The sequence below is a fragment of the Microbulbifer maximicatervae (SeqCode) genome, from assembly GCF_052468155.1.
This window is the reverse complement of record NZ_CP174335.1, coordinates 4,469,398-4,493,876: the sequence shown is the minus strand read 5'-3', so window position 1 is coordinate 4,493,876 and position 24,479 is coordinate 4,469,398. Positions and strand designations below refer to the sequence as shown.

Here is a 24,479-nt window from a genome sequence, read left to right as displayed (position 1 = left end):
ACATTTCTCTGCAGGGGAATATTTCCGGTAGTCAAGGGGTTTATATTGAGGTGACTGTTTTTAATGGGGGAAAGTTTATCTAATTATAAATGGGAACAGGTTTCCCTAAATATATTTAAAGGTGTTTGTTTGTGTTTGTGTTTGGTTTAGGGGCGGTTTTATTGGTCGCTAATTGTCTTAAATGAAACTTGGTTTCCTGCTGGGGGCTCCTCTGATTTAAAGCATCAGTTTTAGGTGCGAGGTAATACTCTTTAGTTTTTAAAAAGACAAACAAGGATGTGGAGCTGCAATAGCTTGTTGCCGAAGGCTTTGTTTCTGTTGGGGTTAAGTGAGCTTCTGATGGTGATGGAAGTAAGCTGACTATGACCGGGTAGGCGATATGGGCCGAATTTTTTGATTTGGTTCCTTCAGAAGGGACCATTGAGTAGGAGAGGTGTGGGACGCCTAGACCATATGGTCAAAGCTGAAGGAAGTCGTCGTGTATTTCCTTCACTCTGTCGCAGCCTTGGCTGAGAATGGCGGTAGTATTGGCGGGCATAGGCCAACTGGGGTTAAACTCCCGCTCTTAAAACTATTACAAAGCTCTATCCTAGAGGAGATACCGATGCGTCAAACAATGATCGCACTATCCGTGGCCGCAGCTCTTGCGGTAGTGGGCGGTTGTGGTGAAAAGACACAACAGGCTGAGGTGGTCAAAGATACCGTGAATGCCGAGAAGTCCATGGCTGTTAGTCCTGAGCACGCCAGTAACATGCTATTGGCGGAGTGGACAGGTCCTTTTGGTGGTGTTCCTGCGTTTGACAAGATGAATCTTGAAGATCTCAAGCCCGCAATTGAGAAGGGTATTGAGATGAATCTGGCAGAGCTGGACGCCATAGCCGCCGATCCTGCCAAGCCTACTTTCGCCAACACTTTCGTTCCGATGGAGCGCAGTGGTGCAGAGTTGGGGCGTGCATCTTCTTATTATGGGATCTGGGCCGGCAATATGTCCTCCCCGGAATTCCGTGAGGTTCAGCGCGAACTGGCACCTCTGTGGGCTGACTACGAGTCCAAGATTTACCAGAACAAGGCCCTCTTTAAGCGTATCAAGTCTATCTATGATCAGCGTGAATCGATGGACCTGGACGCTGAGCAGAAGCGTGTAGTCGAGCTGGTATATACCCAGTTCGCAACCAATGGCGCCACCCTTGAAGGGGAAAAGAAAGAGCGCTATGCAGAAATCAATAAGCGCTTGGCGGAACTCTATACAAAGTTCTCCAATAATGTACTGGCTGATGAGGAAGGCTACGACATCTTCCTGACTAAAGATCAGCTGGGTGGCCTGCCGGATTCCTTTGTCGCTGCTGCGGCGGCCCTGGCGGAAGAGAAGGGCGAAAAAGGTAAGTACGCTATTACCAATACCCGCTCCTCCATGGATCCCTTCCTGACTTACTCTGACAATCGCGAGCTGCGTAAGCAGATTTGGACCAATTACTACAGCCGTGGCGACAATGGTGATGAGCACGATAACAACGCTATCATCGCTGAAATCCTGAAGCTGCGCGACGAACGTGTTGGCCTGCAAGGTTTCGACAACTACGCTCAGTGGCGCCTGCGCGATCGTATGGCGAAATCGCCTGAGCGCGCCATGGAGTTGATGGAAGCGGTATGGCCGGCGGCAGTTGGTCGCGTGAAGGAAGAAGTGGCTGATATGCAGGCTGTGGCTGATGCCGAGAAAGCCAATATCACTATTGAGCCCTGGGACTACCGCTACTACGCAGAAAAAGTTCGCAAGGCCAAGTACGACCTGAACTCCGATGAAGTTAAACAGTACTTGCAGCTGGATAACCTGCGTGAAGCCATGTTCTATGTGGCTGGAGAGCTGTTCAATTTTGAGTTCACTCCAGTGAAGGAAGGCTCAGTACCGGTATTCCATGAAGATGTTAAGGTCTGGGAAGTTACCGATAAGACGAGTGGCGATCATATCGGCCTCTGGTACCTGGACCCATTTGCTCGTGCAGGTAAGCGTTCTGGAGCCTGGGCAACCATGTACCGCGATCACTCCACTTTCGATGGTAAGAAGAACGTTCTCTCTTCCAACAACTCTAACTTTATCAAGGGCGCTCCCGGTGAGCCTGTACTGGTAAGTTGGGATGATGCAGAGACTTTCTTCCACGAGTTTGGCCATGCGCTGCACTTCCTCGCGTCCAACGTTACTTATCCGACCTTAAATGGCGGTGTGCGTGACTACACCGAGTTCCAGTCTCAGCTGCTGGAGCGCTGGTTGTCTACCGATGCGGTTATCGACAATTATCTGGTGCACTACAAAACTGGTGAGCCGATTCCTGCGGATCTGGTGAAGAAGATCAAGAAGGCGGCTAAGTTCAATTCAGGTTTTGCCACTACTGAGTACCTGGCATCTGCACTGGTGGATATGAAATTCCACACCGCTGATCCTGAAGGTATCGATCCGGACAAGTTTGAACGTGAAACTTTGAAGAAGCTGGGTATGCCGGATGAACTGGTGATGCGTCACCGCTCTCCTCATTTTGGTCATATCTTCTCCGGTGAAGGCTATGCGGCCAGCTACTACGGCTACATGTGGGCCGACGTGCTGACCTCTGATGCCTCTGAGGCTTTCGCCGAGTCCAAAGGCGGCTTCTACGATAAGGAAGTGGCGGCGAGACTGGTGAAATACTTGTTCGCTCCTCGTAATGCGCTGGACCCGGCAGACGCTTACCGCTCTTTCCGTGGTCGCGATGCTAATATCGAAGCATTAATGCGCGATCGTGGCTTCCCGATCCCTGAAAAGAAAGCGAGCACGGTAGCTGTTAAGGACTAATTTGCAATAGTCCCCGTGACAAAAAAGCCGCATCCTTCGATGCGGCTTTTTTTATTGATTTAACTTGGTCTGTGAGTATTTCAGCTGGTTTCTGATCTCACCCTCTGTGAAGTTCTTTTACTTGTTTAGCCGCAGGCGCTAATTAACTTAGCTGGAAACATAAACACCTTGAATATATTCCTGATGTATAACTTAATAAATGGCTTTCAGAATTGGAGGGTTTCTTGATAAGAGTTAGTGTATAGCTGGTGCCCAAATAGGGTTTGGGATACTGGGGGGATCTGATGATAAAAGTTGGCTGTGGGGGTGAAAATAAGCCATTATTTAGCTAACCCGAAACCTTAATACGGTTTTCAATTTTTCCGGTGCAACTTTTCTTGTGTCTGAAAGATAAATTTCCTTGTGTACCTTGGATAGGCGATTTAAGCCCTGATCTTTAGCAAAGGCTTCCATTTTCTCAAAGCTGATAGGCTCATCCTCAAATCTCCCTAAGTGGAGCATTTGTACACACTTCCCCTCTAAAATAGTCTCAAAGTTAACTTGATTCAGTAGTGGATTTGGTTTTTTGTTCTTAACGTAGTTAAGTATTTCCTTGAAAAAGGGTAGCTCGACAAAATCAGGCTGACGTATCATCAGCTTATAGATTAAATCTTCTTTTTTGATCTCCCCAGAATAACTCTCTTTGGCTTTTTCATTGATGTCCCAGACTCCCTCTAATGGGTAGACTGTAAAATCAAAGTACCCCCTCGGCTTCTCATCCATTTTTTTGGGAAGCATCTTGATAGTATAAGCCAGGGAATATAGAGCGCCGATACAGTTTGTGAATGTCTCCTCGGCAGGGCTGCCCTCTCCATGAATAGTAATGTAATTGAGTTTGGGGATGTCGATAACTTCAGGTAGAGTTTTAGGGAGATAGAGGGATTTTTCTTTTTTTCGCCATTCATGTTTTACTGGCATAGTATTCCCTTGGTTCTTTCTAGGTCGCTTTAAGTTTACTGTTTATAAATACAGTATTTAAGGTGGGTGGTTTAATGTTGATGTTTGGCAGGTCAAGTTAGATTAGGCGAAAGGAAATTTTCACTTATAACTGAATGGCTTTATGACGACTTTGATCCCGGCGCGTTGGGTGATGATTGAGCGATGATTAATAGGTACAAGCCTGCCATTTTGGGTAGGCACTATGCCGCAGACAGTTTTATTGTCGTCTAATTGTAAGATCTAGTGAGAGTCGCAACATATCTTTGTGTTGGACCCCGTCTTCAACAATGGGTTGATCATAGTTGTGCAAAAAATAATCTTTAATAACAGAGTCAACCCTGAAACCATGGCGTTGATAAAAGGTTAACTGGTAACCGAATGTACCAGTGCCCAGCTCTATTCGGTGAATCCCTTTGGTGGTGAGCTCTGAAAGAGAGAACTTTAACAGTTTTGATCCAATCCCTTGCTGCCGCACCTCAGGAGAAACTGAGATATTGAAAATCTCAGCGATTGCGGTATCAATTTCTTTTACTACGCATATACCTTCCACAGCGCCAGCATCAATTGCTGCGAAACACCAGGATTCAGGTAAATAGCTGTCTATTTTCTTCTTTGAGGGATCTGCTTCGAGTAGAAGATACAAAGGTGCGTCGCTTACGGGTATTTGGATGTATTTCATAGCGCGGTCTATTTGGTTTCTATTTGAGGCATTAACCTATATGCGCTTTATCAATAAAGTTTTCTTGTATTCACAAAAAGTAGTATAGCAATACCGCAATACAAGGCTCTTGGTGAATTATGGGGCGGTCGTTGTTTCTGCGAATACCGATTTTCGCCGGTATTCGCGGTTTGAAGTGCGGGAAAAATGAAGGTTAGTGACTGGCTAAAGGGGTTTACGGTAGACCTGTTCTCCTTCAACCCAGGTCTCCAGAACCTGTACCTTCCAGATCTCCTGGGGAGCTATCGTAAAAATATCCTTATCCAGCAAAATAAAATCGGCGAACTTCCCGGCTTCAAGGTTGCCGATGACTTTCTCCTGATGGCTGGCATAGGCTGCATCCAGGGTAAAGGCGCGCAGGGCTTGCTCCAGAGTCATAGCTTCTTCTGTGCGCCAGCCTTTACTGGGGTCTCCCTGACGGTCGCGGCGGGTAACTGCGGCGTGTAGACCGAAAAGCGGGTTTGCGGGTTCTACAGGGAAGTCGGAGCCTGCGGCGATGGAAGTGCCTTGTTCCAGCAGGGTCTGCCAAGCGTAGGCGCCGATCAGTCGTTCATTCCCCAGGCGGTCTCCGGCCATACTCTTATCGCTGGTAGCGTGAGTGGGCTGCATAGAGGCAATCAGGTTGAGCCGGGCGAAGCGCGGAATATCTTCCACCTCAATAACCTGGGCGTGCTCCACACGATGACGATAGCTAGCCTGGCTCTCTGCCTTGTTTAGGGTTTCCAAATGGTTCAATACGATATGGTTAGCCCTGTCGCCGATTGCATGTACGTTAACCTGGAAGTTATTGTCGGTAGCCAGCTTGAGCAAAGCCAACATTTTGTCTTCCGGGTAGAGCAGCAGCCCCTTTTCCTGAGGGCGGTCGTGGTAGGGCTCCAGCAGGGCAGCGCCTCGGCTTCCCAAGGCGCCATCGGCGGAAAGTTTGATGCTGCGCATATACAGCCGGTCCGATGGCTCTCCAATATGCCCCGCCTGAAGTAACTGGGCATAGTTGTGGCTATCTACTGAAAGCATGGGGTAAATACGCAACGGGATGGCTTTCTTATTTGCCAGGTCTCGGTAGGCGTTCAGGGTCTGTTCGCTGATACCCGCATCATGCACACTGGTTAATCCCAGGGAGAGAGCGGTGGTAAATGCATTTTGTAGACTCTTTTTCTCCTGGGCTAAAGTAGGTGCGGGTATCGCCTTGTACATCAGGCTCATGGCGTTATCGATCAGGATGCCTGTCGGGTTGCCGTTTTCATCCCGTAGAATCTCACCGCCATCGGGTGATTGGGTTTCCTTGTCGATCCCCGCTAACTCCAGGGCCCTGGAATTGGCCCAACCTGCGTGGCCATCGACCCTGCGCAACCAAATTGGCTGCTCTATTTCCAATTTATCCAGTTGTTTACGGGTTGGGAAAGCTTTGCAGGGCCAGGTAACCTGGTTCCAGCCACGGCCGGATAGCCATTCGTCGGGCCCCAGGTCCCGGGCGTATTTCTTGATGGCTGAGAGTGCTTGTGCAAGGGAGTGATTGCGTAAGTCCAATTCACCGGTGAGTTGGCCCAGGCCCAGTATATGGCCGTGGGCATCAATTAGGCCTGGAAGTAGGGTTTTACCCTGCGCATCAATTCTATCGGCTGTAGGAAATTGCTTTTCCAGCTGTTGATAGCTTCCAGTTGCCAGTACCTTGCCTTGATCAAAGGCTAAAGCATCGAACGTGAGTAGTTGATCATCAGTAGTTTGGTAGCCGGAAACATTGTGAATCAGAGTGGTGGACTGAACACACAGTGAGGTGGCCATAAGTAGAGTGGCGGTAAGGGGGCGGAAAAAACGCATAGATAGCTTGCCTTATAGGGCGAACTTTGAACCTCGCCCCAACTAGTCGAATATCTTGAAGTTCGAGTTATTGTTTTGCTGGATCTATGCGCAGTAAACGGCCTTTGGGGCCATCGGTCAATATGTAAAGACTGCCATCCTGGCCAACTTCTGCGTCGCGTACGCGCTCCCCAATAGGTATCCTTAGCTCGCCAATAGCGGCATCATCTTTTATCTGAATGACCCGTAAATCTTCGCTAACTAACCCGGCGGAAATCAGTCTTCCTCTCCATTCGGGGAAGGCATTGCCGGTATAGAATGCCAGTCCTCCAGGGGCGTGGGTATCGAGCCAGGCCAGTGCGGGTGAGGTAAATTCTGGATCCTCGATTTTGAAGGCTATATTGGAGCCATCTCGATAGTCCCGACCAAAAGTGACCCTTGGCCAGCCATAGTTACTGCCAGCTTTGAGGCGGTTCAATTCATCGCCTCCAGCGGGGCCGTGTTCGGAGGACCAGATCTCCCCACTTTGTTGATCGATCACCAATCCTTGCGGGTTGCGGTGGCCAAAGCTCCAGATTTGCGGCAGGGCATCTGCTTGGTTTTTGAAAGGGTTGTCGTCGGGAATGGAACCGTCCCCATTAATACGAATAATAGAGCCGAAGTGGGTTTGCAGGTTTTGGGCCTGTTCCCTGGCAAAAATATCGAGAAATTCTTGTGGGGGATTACCGCCATCGCCAATGGTAGCCAGCAACGTTTTATCAGGTAGGAAGGCGAGCCGGGAACCGAAGTGTGCGCCGTTATTTTTACCCTGCGCGGACTTGAATATCTCTTCAAAGTTTTCCAACTTGCCGTTATTCCACTTAGCCCGACCAATGGCAAGTCGGTTGCTGTCCATATTGCCAATGGCATAACTGAAGTAGAGCATCTGGTCTTGAGGGAAGGTGGGGCTCACAGCGATATCAAGCAAGCCCCCTTGGCCAAGAAACAATATTTCTGCTGGAAACTCGATAGGGTTCGCTAATAATTTTCCATCTTTTACAATTCTGAGTTGTCCGCTGCGCTGGGTGATAAGAAAACTTCCATCAGGCAGGCTGGTTATACCCCAAGGGTATTCAAGTGGGCCGGCGACTGAAGTAAGGGTAACTTCTTCGGCGAGCGGAATAGTGCCTCGGGAAATCAAAGGATTATTCTGGCTATTGGCAGCAGTGCTAAAAAAGATGCAGATTGTGACAACTACACTAAGGAGGTATTTCACCACATGGCCTCTATCGATTTGTCTCGGGATTGAGCATAGATAGAGTAGTCACTGGGGAATGTCCAGGCAGTGCGCCAGGGTAACTGTCAGGGCGTTAAATCACTCTGTAGGGAGGTGAATGGATGTCCCGCTGGTTGATTATCGCAGGAATAATTTTAGTGTTGGTTGGGGTGCTATTGCACTTTTCCCCAGGGTTATTCAGCTGGTTCGGGCGCTTGCCGGGAGATATTCGTGTGGAGTCGGGGCGCACCCGTTTTTACTTTCCAATTGTATCGATGATTATCGTTAGTTTGGTATTGAGTTTACTGGTGAATTTATTTCGACGTTAATAAAAAACCGCCAGGGCAACTATCTCCTGGCGGTGAGAGGGAGTTTATGGAGTGTAGCGGAAGCGCATCAGCTTGTAGGGTGGCTTGGCATTACCAAGGCCAGAACTGAAAGCAGGGTGCTGGTGAAGTTGATCCTGGGTGATATATACCCAGCCATTGCTAATGGCGAGGCTGTCAGGCCAAGAGAGTTGTTTGTCCTGTAATAGGATTTGGTAATTGCCCTGGGTGGTCAGTCCAATGGCGTTATTCTGCAGGTCGGTAACCAGCACGCCACCTCCAGGTGCCATAGCAATGCCATCGCTGGGGTTTTTGGGGCCAAACTCTTCAATTTGTGTGGTTAGTTTGCTCTCGGAAATATCGGCGTCCGCCAACTGCGCCACAGGAAGACGGAAGATTTTATCGCCGCTGAGGCTGCCAAAGTAGAGCCATTCAGACTTGTCGTCCAGGGCAATGGGATTGAGACCAAAGTGCAGGCTTTTATTCGTATCACCCTCAGTTTTAGCCGCCAGCAAAACTCCGCCGATAATGAGATCCTGCTTTGGCGGCATAAATTCATTAGCGCTTTCCAGTACGCGCCGAGAGCGTCCGGTTTTCAGGTCGACGACAATAATTGCCGGTTTAGTCGCGCCGTTAAAATTACCGAAGGACATATCGGCGATGTAGATTTTTTGGCGCTTTTCATCCAGGGCAAAATCCTGCGGAAATGAATTTTCCACTAATGCGGACTTGGAGATTTCAATCTGTTGGTGCAGTTTATTATTGACGCTGTCCCAGGCGACAAGTTGGACGGGTGTATTTTCACCGCCCATATCCAAAATCCAGACGATGCCTTTGCTGTCAGAGTGAATGCCAATTACTGATCCAAAACCCACTTCACCCTGCTCAGACCCATCCGCCCAATCTCGATTGGGAAAGGGTTGCTTGGAGCCGTTGGCCATTACCTCGAGTACTTTTAGTTTTGGCGCATCCAGTGGGTGCATGCTGACCAGTACCCGGCCATTGGGGGTGACAGTGACACCGGCAGCGCGGGACTCGCTGAATTCAGTGACTGTTTGCAGTGACTTCGCTTCAGCTGCGTGAGAGACGCTGGAGGCTAAGCTGCCAACACCTGCAAGAGCCAGTGCGGCAAATAGTATTTTCGGGGACTTCATTGCGACTTCCTTAAATTTTACGGTGTCTTAGTTTTTGGCTTGTTTGCGCAGCGCATCTTCCAAGGCGCTGAGTTTTTTGTTGCCGATATAAAGCTGGGACAGTGCAGCCAGGGCGGCGCTGCCAATTTTCTGTTTGGCATCTTTGCGCACGATGAGCGTTGCTTCATCTTGAGTGCCGAGAAGCCCTTTGGGCTCTTTTAGTGCGCGGATGGTGTAGCGGTTGTGGAGAAATTGCGGGTGCCACAAGGGGATCACTACCCAGCGCTCCTGCGCTACGGCGTCTTCAAAACGGTTGAAGCAGTCCGCTTCTGTTCCCGGTCGGAATTCGTAACCTGCCTTATCGAGGCCATAGGCCTGGATCATTTCAGCGGAAAAGCGGCTAATACCGGCACCGGGATTGATTCCCTGGATCAGGCGATCCATACGGGTGAGGGCGGGTTCGCTGAGTAGGTCATCAACGCTGGCAATTGCATTTTCGGGCACATAATCCGGCACGCCCCAGATACAGTAGGGCTCATACAGCACGGTCACTTTTTCTACCTGGTCCAGCAGGGGGTTCAGGTAGACCTCGTGGCTGGAGGGCAGCCAGGCCGAAGTTAAAAGGTCGATTTCCCCGTTTTTTAGCAGCTGGAAGGCCGCCTCATGGGGGGCGGACTTGAAGCTGGTTTGGTGGCCGTGAGCCTCGAGAACCTTGGCGACTTCCCGAGCGCTGGCCTCGTGGAAAGAGAGCGCAATGTGTCCGATGCGAATACTGTTATCCATACCGAAACTCCCTAGTGTAAGTTTGTGACTGTGCAGTAGTTACTGCGATAGGGGTATTGTGGTTGCTTTGATTTACCGGATAAACTGCTATTAATAGAAATCAATATTCTGTATTTCCGATCAATGCTGATAGATAATCTCAAGTTGTTCCTGCAAATTGTTGATAAAGGTAGTCTGGTCGCCGCAGCGCGGGACTCGGGCCTATCTTCCAGCAGGGTTTCCGAGCGCCTTGCGGCACTGGAGTCGCACTTCGGTGTGGTGTTACTGAATCGAACAACCCGGGCAATTAGCCTGACAGAGGAAGGGCGCACCCTGATTGAGGGTGCTAAACAGATTCTGGGTGAAGTGGATGACCTTGAAAGCCGTATTCGATCAGGGGCGCAGACTCTGTCAGGTGGCATTCGCGTAAGTGCCCCCTGCGACTTGGGGCGAGCGATTGTGGCCCCGGAAATTGACCGCTTCTTACTGGATCACCCGGCTATTTCTATTGAATTGCTGTTGTCTGATGGTTATGTGGACATTGTCGGTCAGGGTATTGATATTGCCTTGCGTTTCGGTGCAATCACCGACAGTTCACTTCGGGTCAGGACCCTGAGCCAAAAGCAGCGCATCCTCTGCGCTTCTCCCAGATATTTGCAAGAGCGAAGTACTCCACAAAAGCCCGGGGACCTGAAGGGTCACAACTGTCTGGTAATGCGTTTCGGTGAAAATCTGGATAACCACTGGCGCTTTCTCGATGGCCGCGATGGATCGGGGAGTGAGCAAACTGTGGTGGTGTGTGGCGACCGGGTGACCAATGACGGGGAACTGGCTCGCCAATGGTGCCTGAAGGGAAATGGCATTATTTTAAAATCAGAACTGGATGTAGGGCCGGATATCTAGGCGGGCAGGCTGGTTCGCCTGTTAGAAGAGTACACTCCACCGCCGGTACCACTTCAAATGTTGTTCCCCCCAAGCCGGGCCCAGCCGCGCCGGGTGACGGTATTTGCAGACCGTTTGGCCATGAAATTTATATCCACTTCTGCGAGGATTTAATCGCCCCTCTCAAATTGATTGTTATCTTTATTTATTTTGAATTCAGGCCGTAAAGCTCTGGCATTTTTTTATTCTTCTATAATTAGACTTGTGACTTTCTAGTTCATTTATATCAGTGCCGGTATTAAGTTTTTTAGTGGTGGAGGCAGTTGATGATACTAGACATCATATATGCGGTAATTATTCTGTATGTGTTGATTTGCCTGGTGCTGTATTTTAAAGACAAGTCCTACTTCTACAAAAATGCGGCCATTATACAAGCTCCACCCGAAGCCTTGTTTGATTATGTGGTAGACCTGCGAAATTGGGAAAGCAAATATCCGAACACTTTATTTGCGGAATACAATCTGGGGGGCGATAAGTCTACTGTAGGTAGCGTGGCGATCGAAAAATATTGGGGGATTACTGGCTACCACGTAATGAAGCATCAATTAATAAATTATGAGCGGCCCAACAAAATTTCCTGGGAGGGGAAGACGATTTACGGTGGTGCGCTGGTTCTATTATTTTTACCAATTACTAAACACATCACCGGCCATTTCAGTTACACCATTACCGAAATGAAGGGTGGGGCAAGTCACTGGGAGAGACAGTGTTATTTCAAAATGCACTCTGCGAACCCAATTTATCAGCTAGTGTACTTGCTTTATATGCCGCTGTTCAGACTTGAGCTGTTAAAAGCGTTGCGGCTATACCAGGCGGAAGTGAAAGAAATGATGGAGAAGATTTACACGGATTAATTGTATTTTTTGACGCCGCAAAATAAAAAAAGGCCGCATGGGAGTACGGCCATCAAGGGACTTATTTGCGAGATAGGAGAGTGTAAAACTCGTTAATTAAAAATCGTATCTGATTGACGCAGAGAAAGTACGTCCCGGCGCCGCATTGACAGAAAGATCGCTACCTTCATCCCAGCCTGCAACATTCAGGTAGGGAACGTAGTATTTATCCATCAGGTTGTTAACCGCCAAGTTCACAGACATGGAGTCCATTACCTGATAACCCAGGGTCCAGTCTACAGTGCCATAACCGGCAGTTTCAGTAGCGCCGTCGTTCACTTTTTCCATACGGTCTGCCCAGCGCACCAGTATCTGGCTGGAGAGTTTGGCTCCGCTGTAGCTTGCACCGACCACGCCAGAAAGTGGGCTGATGCTGGTTAGGTATTCACCGGTGGTGTCGTTTTCGCCGCGCTGGTAGCTGGCATTTGCAAACAACTCGATTGTTGGAGACAGGTACCAGCTGGCGCTCGCCTCTATACCTTTGATGGTGACAGATTCGATGTTCTGGTACTGGTACTGTTCAAATACATGGGAGAAACTGCCGTCATCACCATTTACAGATTCTTGGTGAATTAAAGTGGTTTCCAGGAAATCATCGTATTCGGTATAAAACGCTGCAGTACTGAAAGCTACAGGGCCCAGGTGCCCGCGCAGGCCGAGCTCGAAGGTGTCACTGGTTTCTGGTGACAAATCGTCGGCGGGCAGAACCTCGTAGATGTATTCGGAGGTAGGTTGCAGGTAATGCTCGATATAGGCTAAATCGTAGGCCGGCACTTTAAAGCCCTGTCCGTATTGGGCAAAGGCGGACAGTTTCGGATTGATTCGGTACAGCGTGCCCAGGTTGAAGGAAACATTGCTTTCTTCAATGGTGGCAAATGGAGTGTCATCAGACTTCAATGCACCGTTGGGGTCCATTTCGTACCAGTCGTAGCGCAGGCCCGGGGTAACGGTCAGCTGGCCATTGGCGAATGACATTTCGTCATTGATAAACAGGCCGGCGCGCGCCACTTCGTTTTCTGGGAATTTCTCGGTGGTGGAGTCCAGGGTGGAGCTACCCGCAACTTCACGGTATTGGTGAACGGTACGCTCGCTCTCCGTTTGCTCCAGGTCCAGACCGTAACCCAGGGTGTGGGTCTCATTCAGGGTTTTGCTGGCGTTGGACAGCAGGCCGATAGTGTCCTGGCGGTAGAGGCCGGTTTCCCACATGTCGCGGATTTCAATCACACCGAACATGGGGGCGTTGATGTCCAGTTGCCCGTACTGCTCGTCTTCCTGTTCAGACTTGTTGTTGTACAAGCTGATATTTACCTGATCGTAAATCGCAGTTGGAGTCTCGCTGTGGTAGCGGAGCTGGTATGCAGTGGTCTCTTTGTCGGAAACAGATTGTTCAGCGACGATGTTGTAGCCGTAGTCGGCCAGTCCGCGGAAGTAATACAGCAGGCCATCGGCACTGTCACCGACAGTTTCCTGGTTCCAGTGGTCGATGCTGAAACTGATAAAGTCTTCGCCACCCAGGTTGTACTTACCTTTGTACAGGATGCTCTTCGATTCAATCTCGAAGGGGTCCTGGGTTTCGTCGTAGTTCTGTTGTTCTTCACCATCGCGGAAGGTGGTGTGCAGCAGTTGCTCAAAATTGCCGGTGCGCAGGGCAAGGGTAGGGGAAACATTGTGCTGGCTGGTGATGCCGTTGTAGCCGGTCTTGATAGATCCGCCAAACTGCTCGCCATCTTCCAGGTAGTCGGAAGCATCTTTGGTGGTGAACACTACGATACCGGCAAGGGCGTCTGAACCGTACAGGGAGGAGGCTGCGCCTTTGGCAACTTCAACCTGCTTTAGGGTGTCCACTTCAATAAAGCCGCGACCAATAATGTCGTTTTGGCCATTGGCGCCATAACCCTCGTTCACCCGCATACCGTCTTTGATAATCAGTACACGGTCACCGCCCATGCCGCGCACCAGAATATTCTGCGCGCCGCCAGCCTCACCGGTTACTTCAACACCAGGTTCGTATTGGAACAGTTGGTTCATGTCATTGAGCTGAAGCTGCTCAATTTCTTCATTGGTCACCACGGAAACGCTGCCCGCAACGTCTTTCAGGGGTTTTTCTGCGCGCCCGCTGACGACGATCAGCTCGAGTTCATTGCTGGACGGAGAGGTCGGGGTCTCTGCGTACAGGTTTGAGGCGGAGGCTAAGCCCAAAATGGCTGCTGCTAGTGGGCGACGTTTCATGGTGAATTCCTTGATGTCGTTGATTCGGTCTGCTCGTTAAGGGTCTCTGGTTGCCCTTTCGCTTGGTCTTGTCGACCAGTTCGGAGCGAGATTATATGGATACTTATTAAAATGTAAAGGTAAATGCGAATCAATATCAATTAGATTAAATTTGACCTTAAAAGTTTCTTTGGGTACTTTCCGCTCAAATTTGTGAACGGCATCAATAGTGGGGCTTGGGAGGCTTGCAGTGAATATTCAATCAATTGAGACCTTAATGGCGGATGTGGCCGACCTGTTTATGGCCCCAGTATTACTGGCGATCCTGGTACTTTTTATCTACTCGCTTTATGCCGCCGGGCGCTTTATTTCACTGTGGATGCTTCGCCGTAAAAATGCCGGAGCCTATCGGTTGGCATTGAAGCAAGGTCGGGTTGAGCGCCTGCCGGGCTACCAGGTGCACAATTTTTATGTGAATAACCCTTTGGCATGTGACGACGAACTGGAAGTTTTTGCGTTAAGAAAACTGGAACTGTTGCGCATGGCTACCCGGATCGCGCCCATGTTGGGTTTGATTGCCACCATGATTCCCATGGGGCCGGCACTTCGCGCCCTGGCCGATGGCAATATCCAGGGAATCAGTGAAAACCTTATTATTGCTTTCGCCGCTGTGATCTGGGGCTTGGTAATTTCCACGATTACCTTTTGGCCTGCCTCAGTGAAAAAACGCTGGTTTGCCTCTGAGCTGATCAATATCCGCAAGCTGAAGGAGGCCGACTGATGCGCTTCCTCGATGAAGATGAAGAACTGAATCCTATTCTGAGTGCGGTGAACCTGATCGATGTGTTTCTGGTCATTATCGCCGCGCTGCTGATTGCCATTGCGCAAAATCCCTTGAACGTTTTTTCCAATGAAAAGGTCACGGTGATTAAAAATGCCGGCGAACCCAATATGGAAGTGATCGTCAAGGACGGTAAGGAAATCAAACAATACAAATCCACCGGGGAAATTGGCTCAGGGGAGGGCACCCGTGCGGGAGTGGCTTACCAGATGGCCGATGGCAGCCTGGTTTATGTACCGGAAGGGGAAGGTAAAGATGCTCCAGCCGGTGAAAAAGCTTCGGGGGGGAATTAGTGGTGCGTAATAAACTGTGGGCACGTTTTATGTGCCTGTTGATGAGCTTGGCTTTTGCAACCTTTGCCCAGGCCAGCGATAAACCCAAAGTACTCTTGATGATGTCGAGCCACACGGCCAAGGCAAAAGGTACATTGCTGACTGATCTCTCTGCAGACCAACCCTTTGAGCTGGAGATCTTTAACAGCAAAGGTAAGAGCGATGAGGAAATTGACCTGGCCTGGTCTTCCGCTGAACTGATAATGCTGGATGGCATCAACCCGGCGCTTTCTGCTTTTATGTTTGGCAAGTTCCAGCCAATGCTGGCCAAGCATCCGCAAGTTCCGGTGATTTCCCTGGGGGATGCAGATAATAAGTCCATGAACCAGGGGTTGGCAGAATTCGAGCATCGGGCGATTGCCGCTTATTTTAATAATGCGGGCCGCAAAAACTACCGTCATATGATGCAGTTTTTGTCGGCAGAGGTATTTGAATTTTCCAGTGGCTCAGTACCGGAACCGATAATTGTACCCAAGGTGGGTTTTTATCATCCCCGCTTGGAGCAGCTTGTCACCGATAAAGAGGAATTTTTCTTTGACTGGTTAAAGCCCGCTGAGCAGCAACCAGTGATTGCCGTGGCCATCCATCGCTCCGTGGTGGATTACGAGCAGCAGCAGGTTGTCGACACCCTGTTGAATGGTCTTGAGGCTAAAGGTGCCAAGGCTTTCGCCTTCTTCTTTGAAGGCGAAGACTTGCCGCTTCCCTATCCAGAATTATTGCAAACCGAAAGCGGCAATACCCGTGTTGACTTGATGATTAATTACCGCTCCCTGCACTATGTCAGCAAGCGCCGCGCTGAATTTGAGAAGTTGGGAGTGCCGGTTATTCACGCGCTCAATTACACCGAGGGTAGTGAAGAAGAATATTTTGCTGATAATAGCGGTGTATCTCCATCCCTGACTCCATTCTTCCTGGTAATGCCTGAAGATACTGGCAGCATCGATCCGGTGATTATCGCTGCTAATAAAGACGGCAATAAAGTAGTGATGGATGTACAGATGCAGGCCTTGATAGAGCGCGCCTGGAATCACGCCTCCCTCGTTTATCAAAGCAACACCAATAAAAAGGTGGCAACGTTTATTTGGAACTACCCGCCCGGGGAAAAAAATATCGGTGCGGCTTTCCTGGATGTGCCCAGCTCAATTGAGTCGATTGCCCAGGCAATGCGCGAAAGAGGCTATGAGGTACATATCAGGGATTCAAAAACCCTTATCGATTGGGCCGGGCAGTTGTTGCGCCCTTATTATCGTCGCGAAGACAGCGTAGCCTTGATCGATAAAGGGCTGGCTGATTGGATGCCGCTGTCCACCTATCAAGCCTGGTTTGACCAACTGCCTGCAACTGTGCGGGATCCTATTGTAGAGCGTTGGGGCAAGCCAGAAGACAATGCCATGTTGGCCGAACATAACGGCGAGCCTGCATTTGTTATTCCCCGGATGACCCTCGGCAATTTGATTGTGTTGCCGCAAGGCGTTCGCGCGGACAATGCCAAGGATCACTCTTCCCTATACCACGATATGAAAACCCCGGTGAATCACGCCTACCTGGCGGTTTACCTCTATGCGCGGGAAACCTTTGGTGCCGATGCCTATATTCACCTGGGAACCCATGGCTCCCAGGAGTGGCTCAGTGGCAAAGAGCGGGGCCTGTCGGTTTACGATGCACCTAGTTTGGCCCTGGGAAATATCCCGGTGTTCTACCCCTACATTATCGATAATGTGGGAGAGGCTATGCAGGCCAAGCGCCGTGGCCGTGCCACCATGATCAGCCACTTAACCCCAGGCTTTGCGAAAGCGGGCCTATATGCGGAAGTGGCTGAGTTGTCCGAGTTAATTGGCAATTACCTGGTATTGTCTGAGGGGCAGACCCGGGCCAATACCCAAGAGCGTATTATCGGTCTGGCCGAAGAGCTCAATATGCTCAAGGATCTGGAAATCAGTGCTGAAGCCTTAAGTGCGGATTTTGATGGCCAACTGAGCCGCTTGCAGGATCATTTGGGTCAATTGGCAGAGATGAGCCAGCCGCTGGGCATCCATCGTTTTGGTCAGCTGCCCAAAACTGAACACCTCACCAGCACCATCCTGCAAATGTTGGGTGAAGGGTTTATCACCGCAGCGGATGAATATGAGGTGGAGCACGGGTTGCGTTTGCCGGAAGAGCAAACCCGGGACGAGCGCAATGTTGTGGCTTTGGAAGCGCAGGCGGGGTTCCAGTTGCTGGATACCTTCCTAGAGGGCGGTGAGCTGGAGCAGGTTCCTGAGCCCTTGCAGGCCCAGTTGGACCAGGCCCGGGAATACTCCGATAACTTTGCCAAAATTGCCGAGCTGGAAAACCTGATGTCGGCACTCGATGGTAACTACATTCCTGTAAGCCATGGGGGTGACCCGATTCGCAACCCACAGGCGGTGCCCACCGGCCGTAACCTGATTGGCTTTAACCCGGCTAAGGTGCCGTCGAAGGAAGCCTATGAAGCTGGTGTACAGCTGATGGACCAGACCATTGCTGACTACCATGCAAAGCATGGCCGCTTCCCGGACAAGTTGGCATTTTCCCTGTGGTCCCTTGAAACCATGCGCCACCAGGGAGCCCTGGAAGCCCAGATCCTGCACGCCCTGGGCCTAAAACCCAAGTGGAACCAGCAGGGCAATGTTACCGGTACAGAAGTTATTCCCTATTCGGAATTAAAGCGCCCGCGTATTGATGTCGTAATCTCTGCGACAGGCCTTTATCGGGATGCTTTCCCCAACGTGATGCTGTGGTTGGCAGAAGCCATCGATAAAGTGGCGCAGATGAAAGAAGACAATAACTTTGTCTACCGCCACAGCCAGGCATTGCAACAGCAACTGTTGGAAGACGGCAACAGTGAAGAGGATGCTCGCTATTTGTCATCGGTGCGTATCTTCTCCAATGAAAGCGGCAACTATGGAACGGGCCTTGCCGCCGCCAGCCTGGCCTCTGACAGTTGGGAGGGGGATGACAAGCTCGCTGACCTCTATATGCGCCGTATGGGCTTTGCCTATGGCAAAGATGAATCCCGCTGGAGCGAGGATCAGCGCAGTGTTGAGCTGTACGGCAAGGTGCTGTCTGGCACTGATGGGGTAATTTTTTCCCGCTCCACCAACCTCTACGCCATGATGACCAATGACGATCCCTTCCAATACTTTGGCGGTATCGGTCTGGCGGTTCGCAATCTGGATGGCGCAACGCCGGAAATGTATGTGTCCAATTTGCGTCGCAAAGATAACGTAAAAGCGCAAACCCTTGCGGAGTTCGTTAACCAGGAAATGCGCAGCCGTTACTTCCACCCCCGCTGGATTGAGGCGATGCAGGACTCCGGCTACGCAGGTGCTACCGCTATCCTGGATCGCGTCAACAATATGTGGGGCTGGGAAGTAATGACCCCGGAAACTATTCGCGACGACCAATGGCAGGAAATGTTTGAAGTCTACGTGGATGACAAATATGAAATGGACATGCGCGAATTCTTCGAAGAGCACAATGCCGAGGCCCTGGCCCAGATGTTGGAGCGAATGCTGGAAGCGGTGCGCAAGGGGTATTGGGATGCGAAGCCTGAAACCCTGGAGAAAATGGTAGAGAGCTACACCGAGCTGGCAAATCAGTTTGATGTGGCTACCGACAATGACAAGTTCAAGGAATTCGTCAATCAGCAGGCACTAGGGTTCGGCCTTGCGGCCCTGGCCAATGCCCAGGTATTGGATAACCCTCAGGTTAGCAGCGCCAATGCTGCGCAACAGGTCAGTGGCCAGAAGCTGGAGCAGGTTGCAGAGCCGACTCCCAGTGATAAGCCGGAAAAGCTGATATGGCTACTGTTGATGGCTATAGTGTTGGCTGGCTTTGTCAGCGGTTTCTTTGATCATAAGTGGGTGCGAACCAAGCCCGCTTAATGCCCTTCTTTAACGGCACCCGATCTGCTTAAGGCCGGGTGCCGTTAACCCCCCTCTGTTTTACCCCTTTCGTGTAAATAATCTTAAAGCTGCCTCGGCTACTGGGTTAAGAATTGTTGACCCCGGCAACTATTACTCTCTTACTGTGTTAGCTTTCTATATAGAAGGTGAAAAGTGCATTTTGATTACTTTGTAAATCATTAAGCTTGCAGCTTGTCAGATTAATAGGGCTACAGCTTGGTGAGCTTCTGACTAAAGCTGTCTCTTGAAAGGAGGTTGGAACGATGGGAAAACGATATCAGGCGGCCTTCCTGGGCCTTATATCGATTACGGCAAATGCCTGGTCTCTGGAAAACCCTTACTCGAGCAATGGGGCGGTGGCTGGGGGTTCTGCCAAAGTAGAAACGGAGAACCTGTTTTCCTGTGCTTCCGGTCGCTCCCGGTTGTCGCCAATGGGGGTGAAGCAGGTAGAGGGCAAAGCCTTTACCGTTCCGGCTGAAGTGAATTACAGCAAGCGGTACTTTGCTGCGGATCTCTATAACCAGTGCTCTGGGGTCACTCCATCCTCATTGGATGATATTGATCTTACAAAGGTACCGGTGGTCGATATCGACAAAGAAGGTGAGGTGGTTACCGGTTATATCTTTGCTGACAATTATTTTGAGCTATATATCAATGGCAAGTTAGTTGCTGTTGATCCGGTTCCATTTACGCCGTTTAACTCCAGTGTGGTTAAGTTCAGGGTGAAGAGACCCTACGATATCGCTGTAAAAGCGGTTGACTGGGAGGAGAACTTAGGGGAAGGCACAGAGAGTAACAGAGGTGTCCGCACCCATGCCGGTGACGGTGGCTTTATTGCAAGCTTTTCAGATGGTACCAAGACGAATTCAAAGTGGCATGCACAAACTTTTTATACAGCACCTATTTATGATTTGGGGTGCTTGAAAGAGCGGGGAGAAGAGCGAACCTCCTCGGACTGTGCTGAGAGGCCCCCAAAACCAGGTGCACAAGTCTATTCTCTGCACTGGGATATTCCGAAAAATTGGAAAGTCGACGATCGCTATCTTTCTTGGCCTTATGCGACAGAGTACTCGGAGCAGCAGATAGGTGTGGACAATAAAAACGCGTATATGAATTTTCGGGAACAGTTTTATGGCAGTGGAGCTAAATTTATCTGGTCAAAAAACATAGTCCTGGATAATTTGGTGTTGTTGCGCTATCGAGTTGAGTAACAGTGTCGTCATTGGCCAATTAATTGCTGTGCGTTGAAGTCACTGCGCACAGCTTTATCTCTACCCAGCCAAGAATAAATAGATTGTCTGAATTGCCTGCCTAGTTACGATTTTCCAGTTTGTCCTTATATTCACTTTTTCTCACAGAAAATTCCATTCCAAAATGGAATAGAAATTTGAGCTTCAACTTTTTTCTTCTATTGCCTTTCGTACACTGAAATTATTAATTCTGCTTAAAAATCTACCAAATTTGTTTCTTGTGAAACTTATTTTTTGGTTTTTTGTAGGTGACTCCTGATCGTATTTGGGGGAATCTCGCCACTGGTATTTGGCTTGAACTAATTTGGTGTAAAAAGGGTTTTCGTGAAATATGTCTGCTTTAATTCCGACGTTCCCCACAGTTTTGAAAAATAATTTAGATTCTGTTCAATTTTTATGAAAATTATGTGAAAAATTTCCCAAAAAAAAGCTGCGTGATAATTAGGATCGATCGTCTCAACTAAATATCGAATGTTAAGAATCGTAAAGATGCCAACATGAGGTAGGGCTGGTTAAGCTGTCGATAGGACGTGCTTTGCCGTTGCACGTAGCATTATTTTGAGAGAAAAGCTTGTGAGAAAAATAATTCCTCTCGTCGCCATTGCAGTGGCAGCAGGGTATTTCGTTTGGGCCAAAAGCCAATCTGAAGGTCAAAAACCAGTCGCTGAGCTAGAAAAGCCCAAGCCAGCTATCAGTAAATCTGCTCAAAAAGCAGAGCCGCTTAAACCTGAGGAGGTTCAGGTGGGTGAAGAGGAGCTCCTCGAAAGTGATGAAGAAAAAGCACTTTGGGTTGAGTCAGAGCTGGCCAGGGAAGCTCTTCATGAAAATGGTCGCCTACCCGTAGATCTCAATGGTGAAACCTATCTCGAGCTGGATATTGATATGCTCCGGAATCTCACTGTTGGTGATTACGTCGACATTGACTTGCCAGGTATTGAAGGTGATTACGATGCTCAGGTTGGCAGTATCGAAGAGCATGCCAGCGGCAACAAAAGCCTACAATTAAATTTTCCGGGGATGACTCGCCTGCATGGCGCAACTTTTACGCTCGGAGCAAATTCTGTTTATGCACAACTAAACTTACCTTCCGGATCATATACTATGGAAGCTCAGGGTAGTTATGCGTGGATAGCGCCTAATGGTGCATTAATTAAAAACCACGTAGAGAAACACGATAAGGATATGTCCTCGGAAGCACCTCGTGAAAAGACCTGGTCGGATGACGATGTTCCGCTAAACGACTTCAAATAAGAAGAAATTGATTCAAGGTAATTATGCTTTGAGTTAATAGTCAGGCAAAGGAAGGCCCAAGAAAATCCTGCAGATACCGGGGGCTCGTCTCCTCAGGCGGTTAAAAGGCTAGGGATAGCTTTTTGATCGAGTCAGGGTATTAAAAGCGTATTGTTACTCCTTTGGGCAGCAATTTTATTTAATTGCTGGGGGAGGAGTGTGCACTACTTATTATAATAAAAGGAGTCTTATAATGAACCTGAAGAAAAGCCTGGCTGCTGCTATTGCAGCACTGACCGTTTCTGGCGCTGCGAGTGCCGATACTGTCGATATCGCTATTATGTACACTGCACCAGCTGCGGAGTATACCGGTGATATCTCAGCCAAAATCGATAACTATATCAGCTATGCCAACAATTCCTTTTCAAGGAATGGTGTTGATATCCAGTTGAACCTGGTAGACACCTGGCAAGCTTCCAGTTCAGATTTTCGTGTAAACGAAGAGACCCTGGACCTGATTACCTTCCACAACACTGTGAATAACTGGCGATCCTCTGAAAAGGCGGATATGGTGGTTTTCCTGGGTAAAGCTGAAGAAACCGTAATCGACGGCAATACTTACATTACCTGTGGTATTGCCTGGGTTGGACAGGGTAGCAATGGCACCATGTACTCCAGCGCAAAAGAGCGTGCTTACAGCGTAACTGGCGTTGACTGTGGTTATAACACCTTCGTTCACGAGCTGGGCCACAATATGGGTCTGGTTCACTCAACCAAGCAGGGTGATACCTCTGGTGGCGTTTACTCTTACGGTATGGGTCACGGTGTAGACAACAAGTTCTCTACCATCATGGCTTACCCTTGGAGATACGGCGAAAACGTTACCCAGTACGATTGGTTCTCTGATCCTGACTGGTACGAGTGTGGTGGCTTGGCCTGTGGTGAGCGCTCAAACGGCGTAGACGTTTCAAACGCTTACCGTGCTCTCGGTCCTATCACTGATGATCTCTCTGGTTACTACTAATCGGCACTAATTTGCTGAAAGTAATTGTAGAGATTACTGGCTTATAGCCAAGGGAAATCGGGAGGTGCTCTCCCGATTTTCCATCTGAAAAGAACGGTTAATTAACCAAAAAACCGAATACTGAGTGGGTAGCGCCAGAATAGGCCTTCATTGGCCCGGATTGCACCAATCACAATAAATATAACATTGATTATTGCTAATGCAATCAGCCCCAAAATACCGATAACAAAAAATATCATTATGACGGAAATTATAGAATAGATAAGCAGGCTTAACATCCAGTTAAATATCATCTTGCCGTGTTTATCGATTTCTTGAGAGCGGTCCCTTGTTGTTGCCCACATAATAATGGGTAAAACAAAACCAGCACCAGGAATTACGATCCAAGCCAATTGACTTAGATGAAGCAGCATTATGAAGGTATTTAGTTCCATATCCCAAGGGCGATAATCTTCCATTTAGCGACTTTCCTTTTGATCCAATGTCCTGTGTAAGCTGACTTACCTAGCTGGCTCTTCCGGTTGACAGATAAAAACCCCAGTCATCTCTCCCTTGCGCAATAGCAGCTCGGGCAGCTTTATCTGTGTCATAACTTACCTTAAAAAATTCTGCGCTCCAGGCTCCATTTTTGCTTCTCTCTATCAGGGCGTAACTCGCATGGGGGCTAAAGGTTTCCATAATATGGGGTTGCGGTTCACTGTCAGTATAAGCAGGTAGCCCAGCGCTGCCTGGATTTAAGACCAGCTGGCCACTACTGACAGAGATACAGCGTGGTTGATGTGTATGCCCACATAGAATGACTTTTGAGGAAATCTTTCCAAGGAGGTTGAGGATTTCATGGTTGGAACGTATCTGGGGGCGGCCGCTGCTGGTATCTTCCAGCAGATATATGAGGTCACTACTGGGTGTTCCATGGCAAAGAAAGACTTCATCGGTGATTTGTAAGCTGGGTGGTAACTGCTTCATCCATAATAGTGGTTTAACACCAAGGTCTTTCAGAATAAATTGCAGGGTTGGGTTGCTTTCTATTTCGGTAGATGTGGCTTCATATATTTGCCGGTCCTGATTACCGCGAATTGTCGTGTAACCTTGCTCCATTAAGCGTTCATAGGTGAGTCGTGGCGCAATAGGGCCATATAAAATATCACCCAGGTTCACCGTTAGATCGGCGCCTCTCTTTTTTAGATCAGCAACAATGGCATCGAGGGCATAAACATTGCTATGGATGTCAGACAGGACCGCTATTCGCATTGAGCTCTCCGCTGGACTGCTGAAAGTACTTTGACTGCTGCTATATTTTCACAGAAAGCTTCCTGTCGTCCATAAAACTATAAAAAATCAGCGGTCAAAAGCCAGGCGAGAGGCCAAGCCGAGGAAAATAACTCCAAGAAAACCATCCAGGTGCCGCTGAATATTGGCCTGTGTAGCAAGAGATTTTCCCAGCTTGCTAAACGATAGGGATACCAGGGTGTTAAAAGCCAACGCTGTAATGCTTAAGAGTACGCCCAATACAAGGATTTGGGGCGTGATTGCCTGGGATGACACGGTAAATTGAGGCAGGAAAAGGCTAAAGAAAAGTAGGGCTTTGGGGTTCATTAGGTTGTTGAGCAAGCCTCGGGCCATCAGCTGTGCTGCCGACAGTGCCACGGTATCTGGTTGGTTATTTTGTGCCACTTTATTTGAACGCCAATTGCGAAGGAGTGACAATCCAAGCCAAGCTAAATATACGGCTCCCACCAGTTTTACTACCATTGCCACCAGAGGCATCGTCTGCATGATATGTCCGAGTCCGAGAGCAACTAGCGCCGTTTGCACTATCCCAGCAGTAAAAATGCCCAGCGAGATCATTACTCCAGCAGTAAATCCGCGAGCCGAAGAGTAAGCAGATATTAACAGTAAGTCAGGACCAGGGGAGGCCGCTAGAACAATCGCTGCGATCAAGAAGGCGGGTAAAATACTGAGGTCGATCATATGAGGGGTGCCCTGAAATTGCGATTTTATCACAGCAGGTGAGCTTACTTCTATGATGGCCGTGCCTTGCTT

Annotated in this window: 20 protein-coding genes; 10 read left to right on the top strand and 10 right to left on the bottom strand. The window is 49.2% G+C overall.

The annotated features are described in order from the left end of the window. Positions 1-604 precede the first annotated feature (604 nt). A complete protein-coding gene (locus ACJJIY_RS19165; RefSeq protein ID WP_444942101.1) occupies positions 605-2,821 on the top strand; it encodes a M3 family metallopeptidase in 2,217 nt (738 codons plus the stop codon). Between the two features lie 324 nt (positions 2,822-3,145). Here ACJJIY_RS19165 and ACJJIY_RS19160 read toward each other — a convergent pair whose 3' ends face one another. The 4 genes from ACJJIY_RS19160 to ACJJIY_RS19145 all read right to left on the bottom strand — a co-directional run bounded on the left by ACJJIY_RS19160 (position 3,146) and on the right by ACJJIY_RS19145 (position 7,569). Continuing rightward, entirely contained in the window at positions 3,146-3,778 is a 633-nt protein-coding gene (locus ACJJIY_RS19160) for a GyrI-like domain-containing protein (protein ID WP_445358633.1), read from the bottom strand. Positions 3,779-4,016: 238 nt separating this feature from the next. Then, the gene (locus ACJJIY_RS19155) at positions 4,017-4,478 is read right to left on the bottom strand and encodes a GNAT family N-acetyltransferase (RefSeq protein WP_444896773.1); all 462 of its coding nucleotides are present in this window, start codon (positions 4,476-4,478) and stop codon (positions 4,017-4,019) included. A gap of 204 nt (positions 4,479-4,682) precedes the next feature. Next, positions 4,683-6,335, bottom strand: coding sequence for an amidohydrolase (locus ACJJIY_RS19150; protein ID WP_445358632.1), 1,653 nt, complete (start codon positions 6,333-6,335; stop codon positions 4,683-4,685). Positions 6,336-6,402: 67 nt separating this feature from the next. Beyond that, positions 6,403-7,569 carry a PQQ-dependent sugar dehydrogenase gene (locus ACJJIY_RS19145; protein ID WP_445358631.1) on the bottom strand — a complete coding sequence of 389 codons (1,167 nt, stop codon included), beginning with the start codon at positions 7,567-7,569 and terminating at the stop codon, positions 6,403-6,405. A 122-nt stretch (positions 7,570-7,691) separates the two neighbouring features. Here ACJJIY_RS19145 and ACJJIY_RS19140 point away from each other — a divergent pair, with 122 nt between their 5' ends. Next, positions 7,692-7,898, top strand: coding sequence for a DUF2905 domain-containing protein (locus tag ACJJIY_RS19140; RefSeq protein WP_282933328.1), 207 nt, complete (start codon positions 7,692-7,694; stop codon positions 7,896-7,898). 44 nt (positions 7,899-7,942) lie between these two features. Here the strand turns inward: ACJJIY_RS19140 and ACJJIY_RS19135 are convergent, their stop codons facing one another. Beyond that, the gene (locus tag ACJJIY_RS19135; RefSeq protein WP_444896776.1) at positions 7,943-9,049 is read right to left on the bottom strand and encodes an L-dopachrome tautomerase-related protein; all 1,107 of its coding nucleotides are present in this window, start codon (positions 9,047-9,049) and stop codon (positions 7,943-7,945) included. Positions 9,050-9,076: 27 nt separating this feature from the next. Further along, the gene (locus ACJJIY_RS19130) at positions 9,077-9,811 is read right to left on the bottom strand and encodes a glycine betaine ABC transporter substrate-binding protein (RefSeq protein WP_445358630.1); all 735 of its coding nucleotides are present in this window, start codon (positions 9,809-9,811) and stop codon (positions 9,077-9,079) included. A 123-nt stretch (positions 9,812-9,934) separates the two neighbouring features. On the opposite strand from ACJJIY_RS19130, the gene ACJJIY_RS19125 reads away from it, so the two are divergent. Together ACJJIY_RS19125 and ACJJIY_RS19120 are read left to right on the top strand one after the other, a co-directional pair. Continuing rightward, the gene (locus tag ACJJIY_RS19125; protein ID WP_445358629.1) at positions 9,935-10,693 is read left to right on the top strand and encodes a LysR family transcriptional regulator; all 759 of its coding nucleotides are present in this window, start codon (positions 9,935-9,937) and stop codon (positions 10,691-10,693) included. Positions 10,694-10,998: 305 nt separating this feature from the next. Next, positions 10,999-11,586 carry an SRPBCC family protein gene (locus ACJJIY_RS19120; protein WP_444896778.1) on the top strand — a complete coding sequence of 196 codons (588 nt, stop codon included), beginning with the start codon at positions 10,999-11,001 and terminating at the stop codon, positions 11,584-11,586. Positions 11,587-11,682: 96 nt separating this feature from the next. Here ACJJIY_RS19120 and ACJJIY_RS19115 read toward each other — a convergent pair whose 3' ends face one another. Next, entirely contained in the window at positions 11,683-13,854 is a 2,172-nt protein-coding gene (locus ACJJIY_RS19115; protein WP_413665262.1) for a TonB-dependent hemoglobin/transferrin/lactoferrin family receptor, read from the bottom strand. Positions 13,855-14,083: 229 nt separating this feature from the next. Between ACJJIY_RS19115 and ACJJIY_RS19110 the strand changes: the two genes are divergently transcribed. The 6 genes from ACJJIY_RS19110 to ACJJIY_RS19085 all read left to right on the top strand — a co-directional run bounded on the left by ACJJIY_RS19110 (position 14,084) and on the right by ACJJIY_RS19085 (position 22,436). Continuing rightward, positions 14,084-14,614, top strand: coding sequence for a MotA/TolQ/ExbB proton channel family protein (locus tag ACJJIY_RS19110; protein ID WP_413665263.1), 531 nt, complete (start codon positions 14,084-14,086; stop codon positions 14,612-14,614). Continuing rightward, on the top strand, positions 14,614-14,967 hold the full coding sequence (locus tag ACJJIY_RS19105; RefSeq protein WP_413665264.1) for a DUF2149 domain-containing protein: 354 nt from the start codon (positions 14,614-14,616) through the stop codon (positions 14,965-14,967). Before ACJJIY_RS19110 ends, ACJJIY_RS19105 begins: the two co-directional genes overlap by 1 nt. 2 nt (positions 14,968-14,969) lie before the next feature. Beyond that, entirely contained in the window at positions 14,970-18,911 is a 3,942-nt protein-coding gene (gene cobN, locus ACJJIY_RS19100; protein WP_445358628.1) for a cobaltochelatase subunit CobN, read from the top strand. 284 nt (positions 18,912-19,195) lie between these two features. After that, positions 19,196-20,143, top strand: coding sequence for a hypothetical protein (locus ACJJIY_RS19095; protein ID WP_444916165.1), 948 nt, complete (start codon positions 19,196-19,198; stop codon positions 20,141-20,143). Between the two features lie 612 nt (positions 20,144-20,755). Beyond that, positions 20,756-21,433 carry a protease inhibitor BamI-like protein gene (locus ACJJIY_RS19090; RefSeq protein WP_444905682.1) on the top strand — a complete coding sequence of 226 codons (678 nt, stop codon included), beginning with the start codon at positions 20,756-20,758 and terminating at the stop codon, positions 21,431-21,433. A 232-nt stretch (positions 21,434-21,665) separates the two neighbouring features. Continuing rightward, positions 21,666-22,436, top strand: coding sequence for a zinc-dependent metalloprotease family protein (locus ACJJIY_RS19085; RefSeq protein WP_444905681.1), 771 nt, complete (start codon positions 21,666-21,668; stop codon positions 22,434-22,436). Positions 22,437-22,537: 101 nt separating this feature from the next. Here ACJJIY_RS19085 and ACJJIY_RS19080 read toward each other — a convergent pair whose 3' ends face one another. The 3 genes from ACJJIY_RS19080 to ACJJIY_RS19070 form a co-directional block, all read right to left on the bottom strand. Next, on the bottom strand, positions 22,538-22,894 hold the full coding sequence (locus ACJJIY_RS19080; RefSeq protein WP_444905680.1) for a DUF4870 domain-containing protein: 357 nt from the start codon (positions 22,892-22,894) through the stop codon (positions 22,538-22,540). Positions 22,895-22,940: 46 nt separating this feature from the next. Beyond that, positions 22,941-23,687 carry a metallophosphoesterase family protein gene (locus ACJJIY_RS19075; RefSeq protein ID WP_444916166.1) on the bottom strand — a complete coding sequence of 249 codons (747 nt, stop codon included), beginning with the start codon at positions 23,685-23,687 and terminating at the stop codon, positions 22,941-22,943. 87 nt (positions 23,688-23,774) lie between these two features. After that, complete coding sequence (locus ACJJIY_RS19070; protein WP_445358627.1) at positions 23,775-24,407, bottom strand: LysE family translocator; 633 nt, start codon at positions 24,405-24,407, stop codon at positions 23,775-23,777. Between the last annotated feature and the right edge of the window lie 72 nt (positions 24,408-24,479).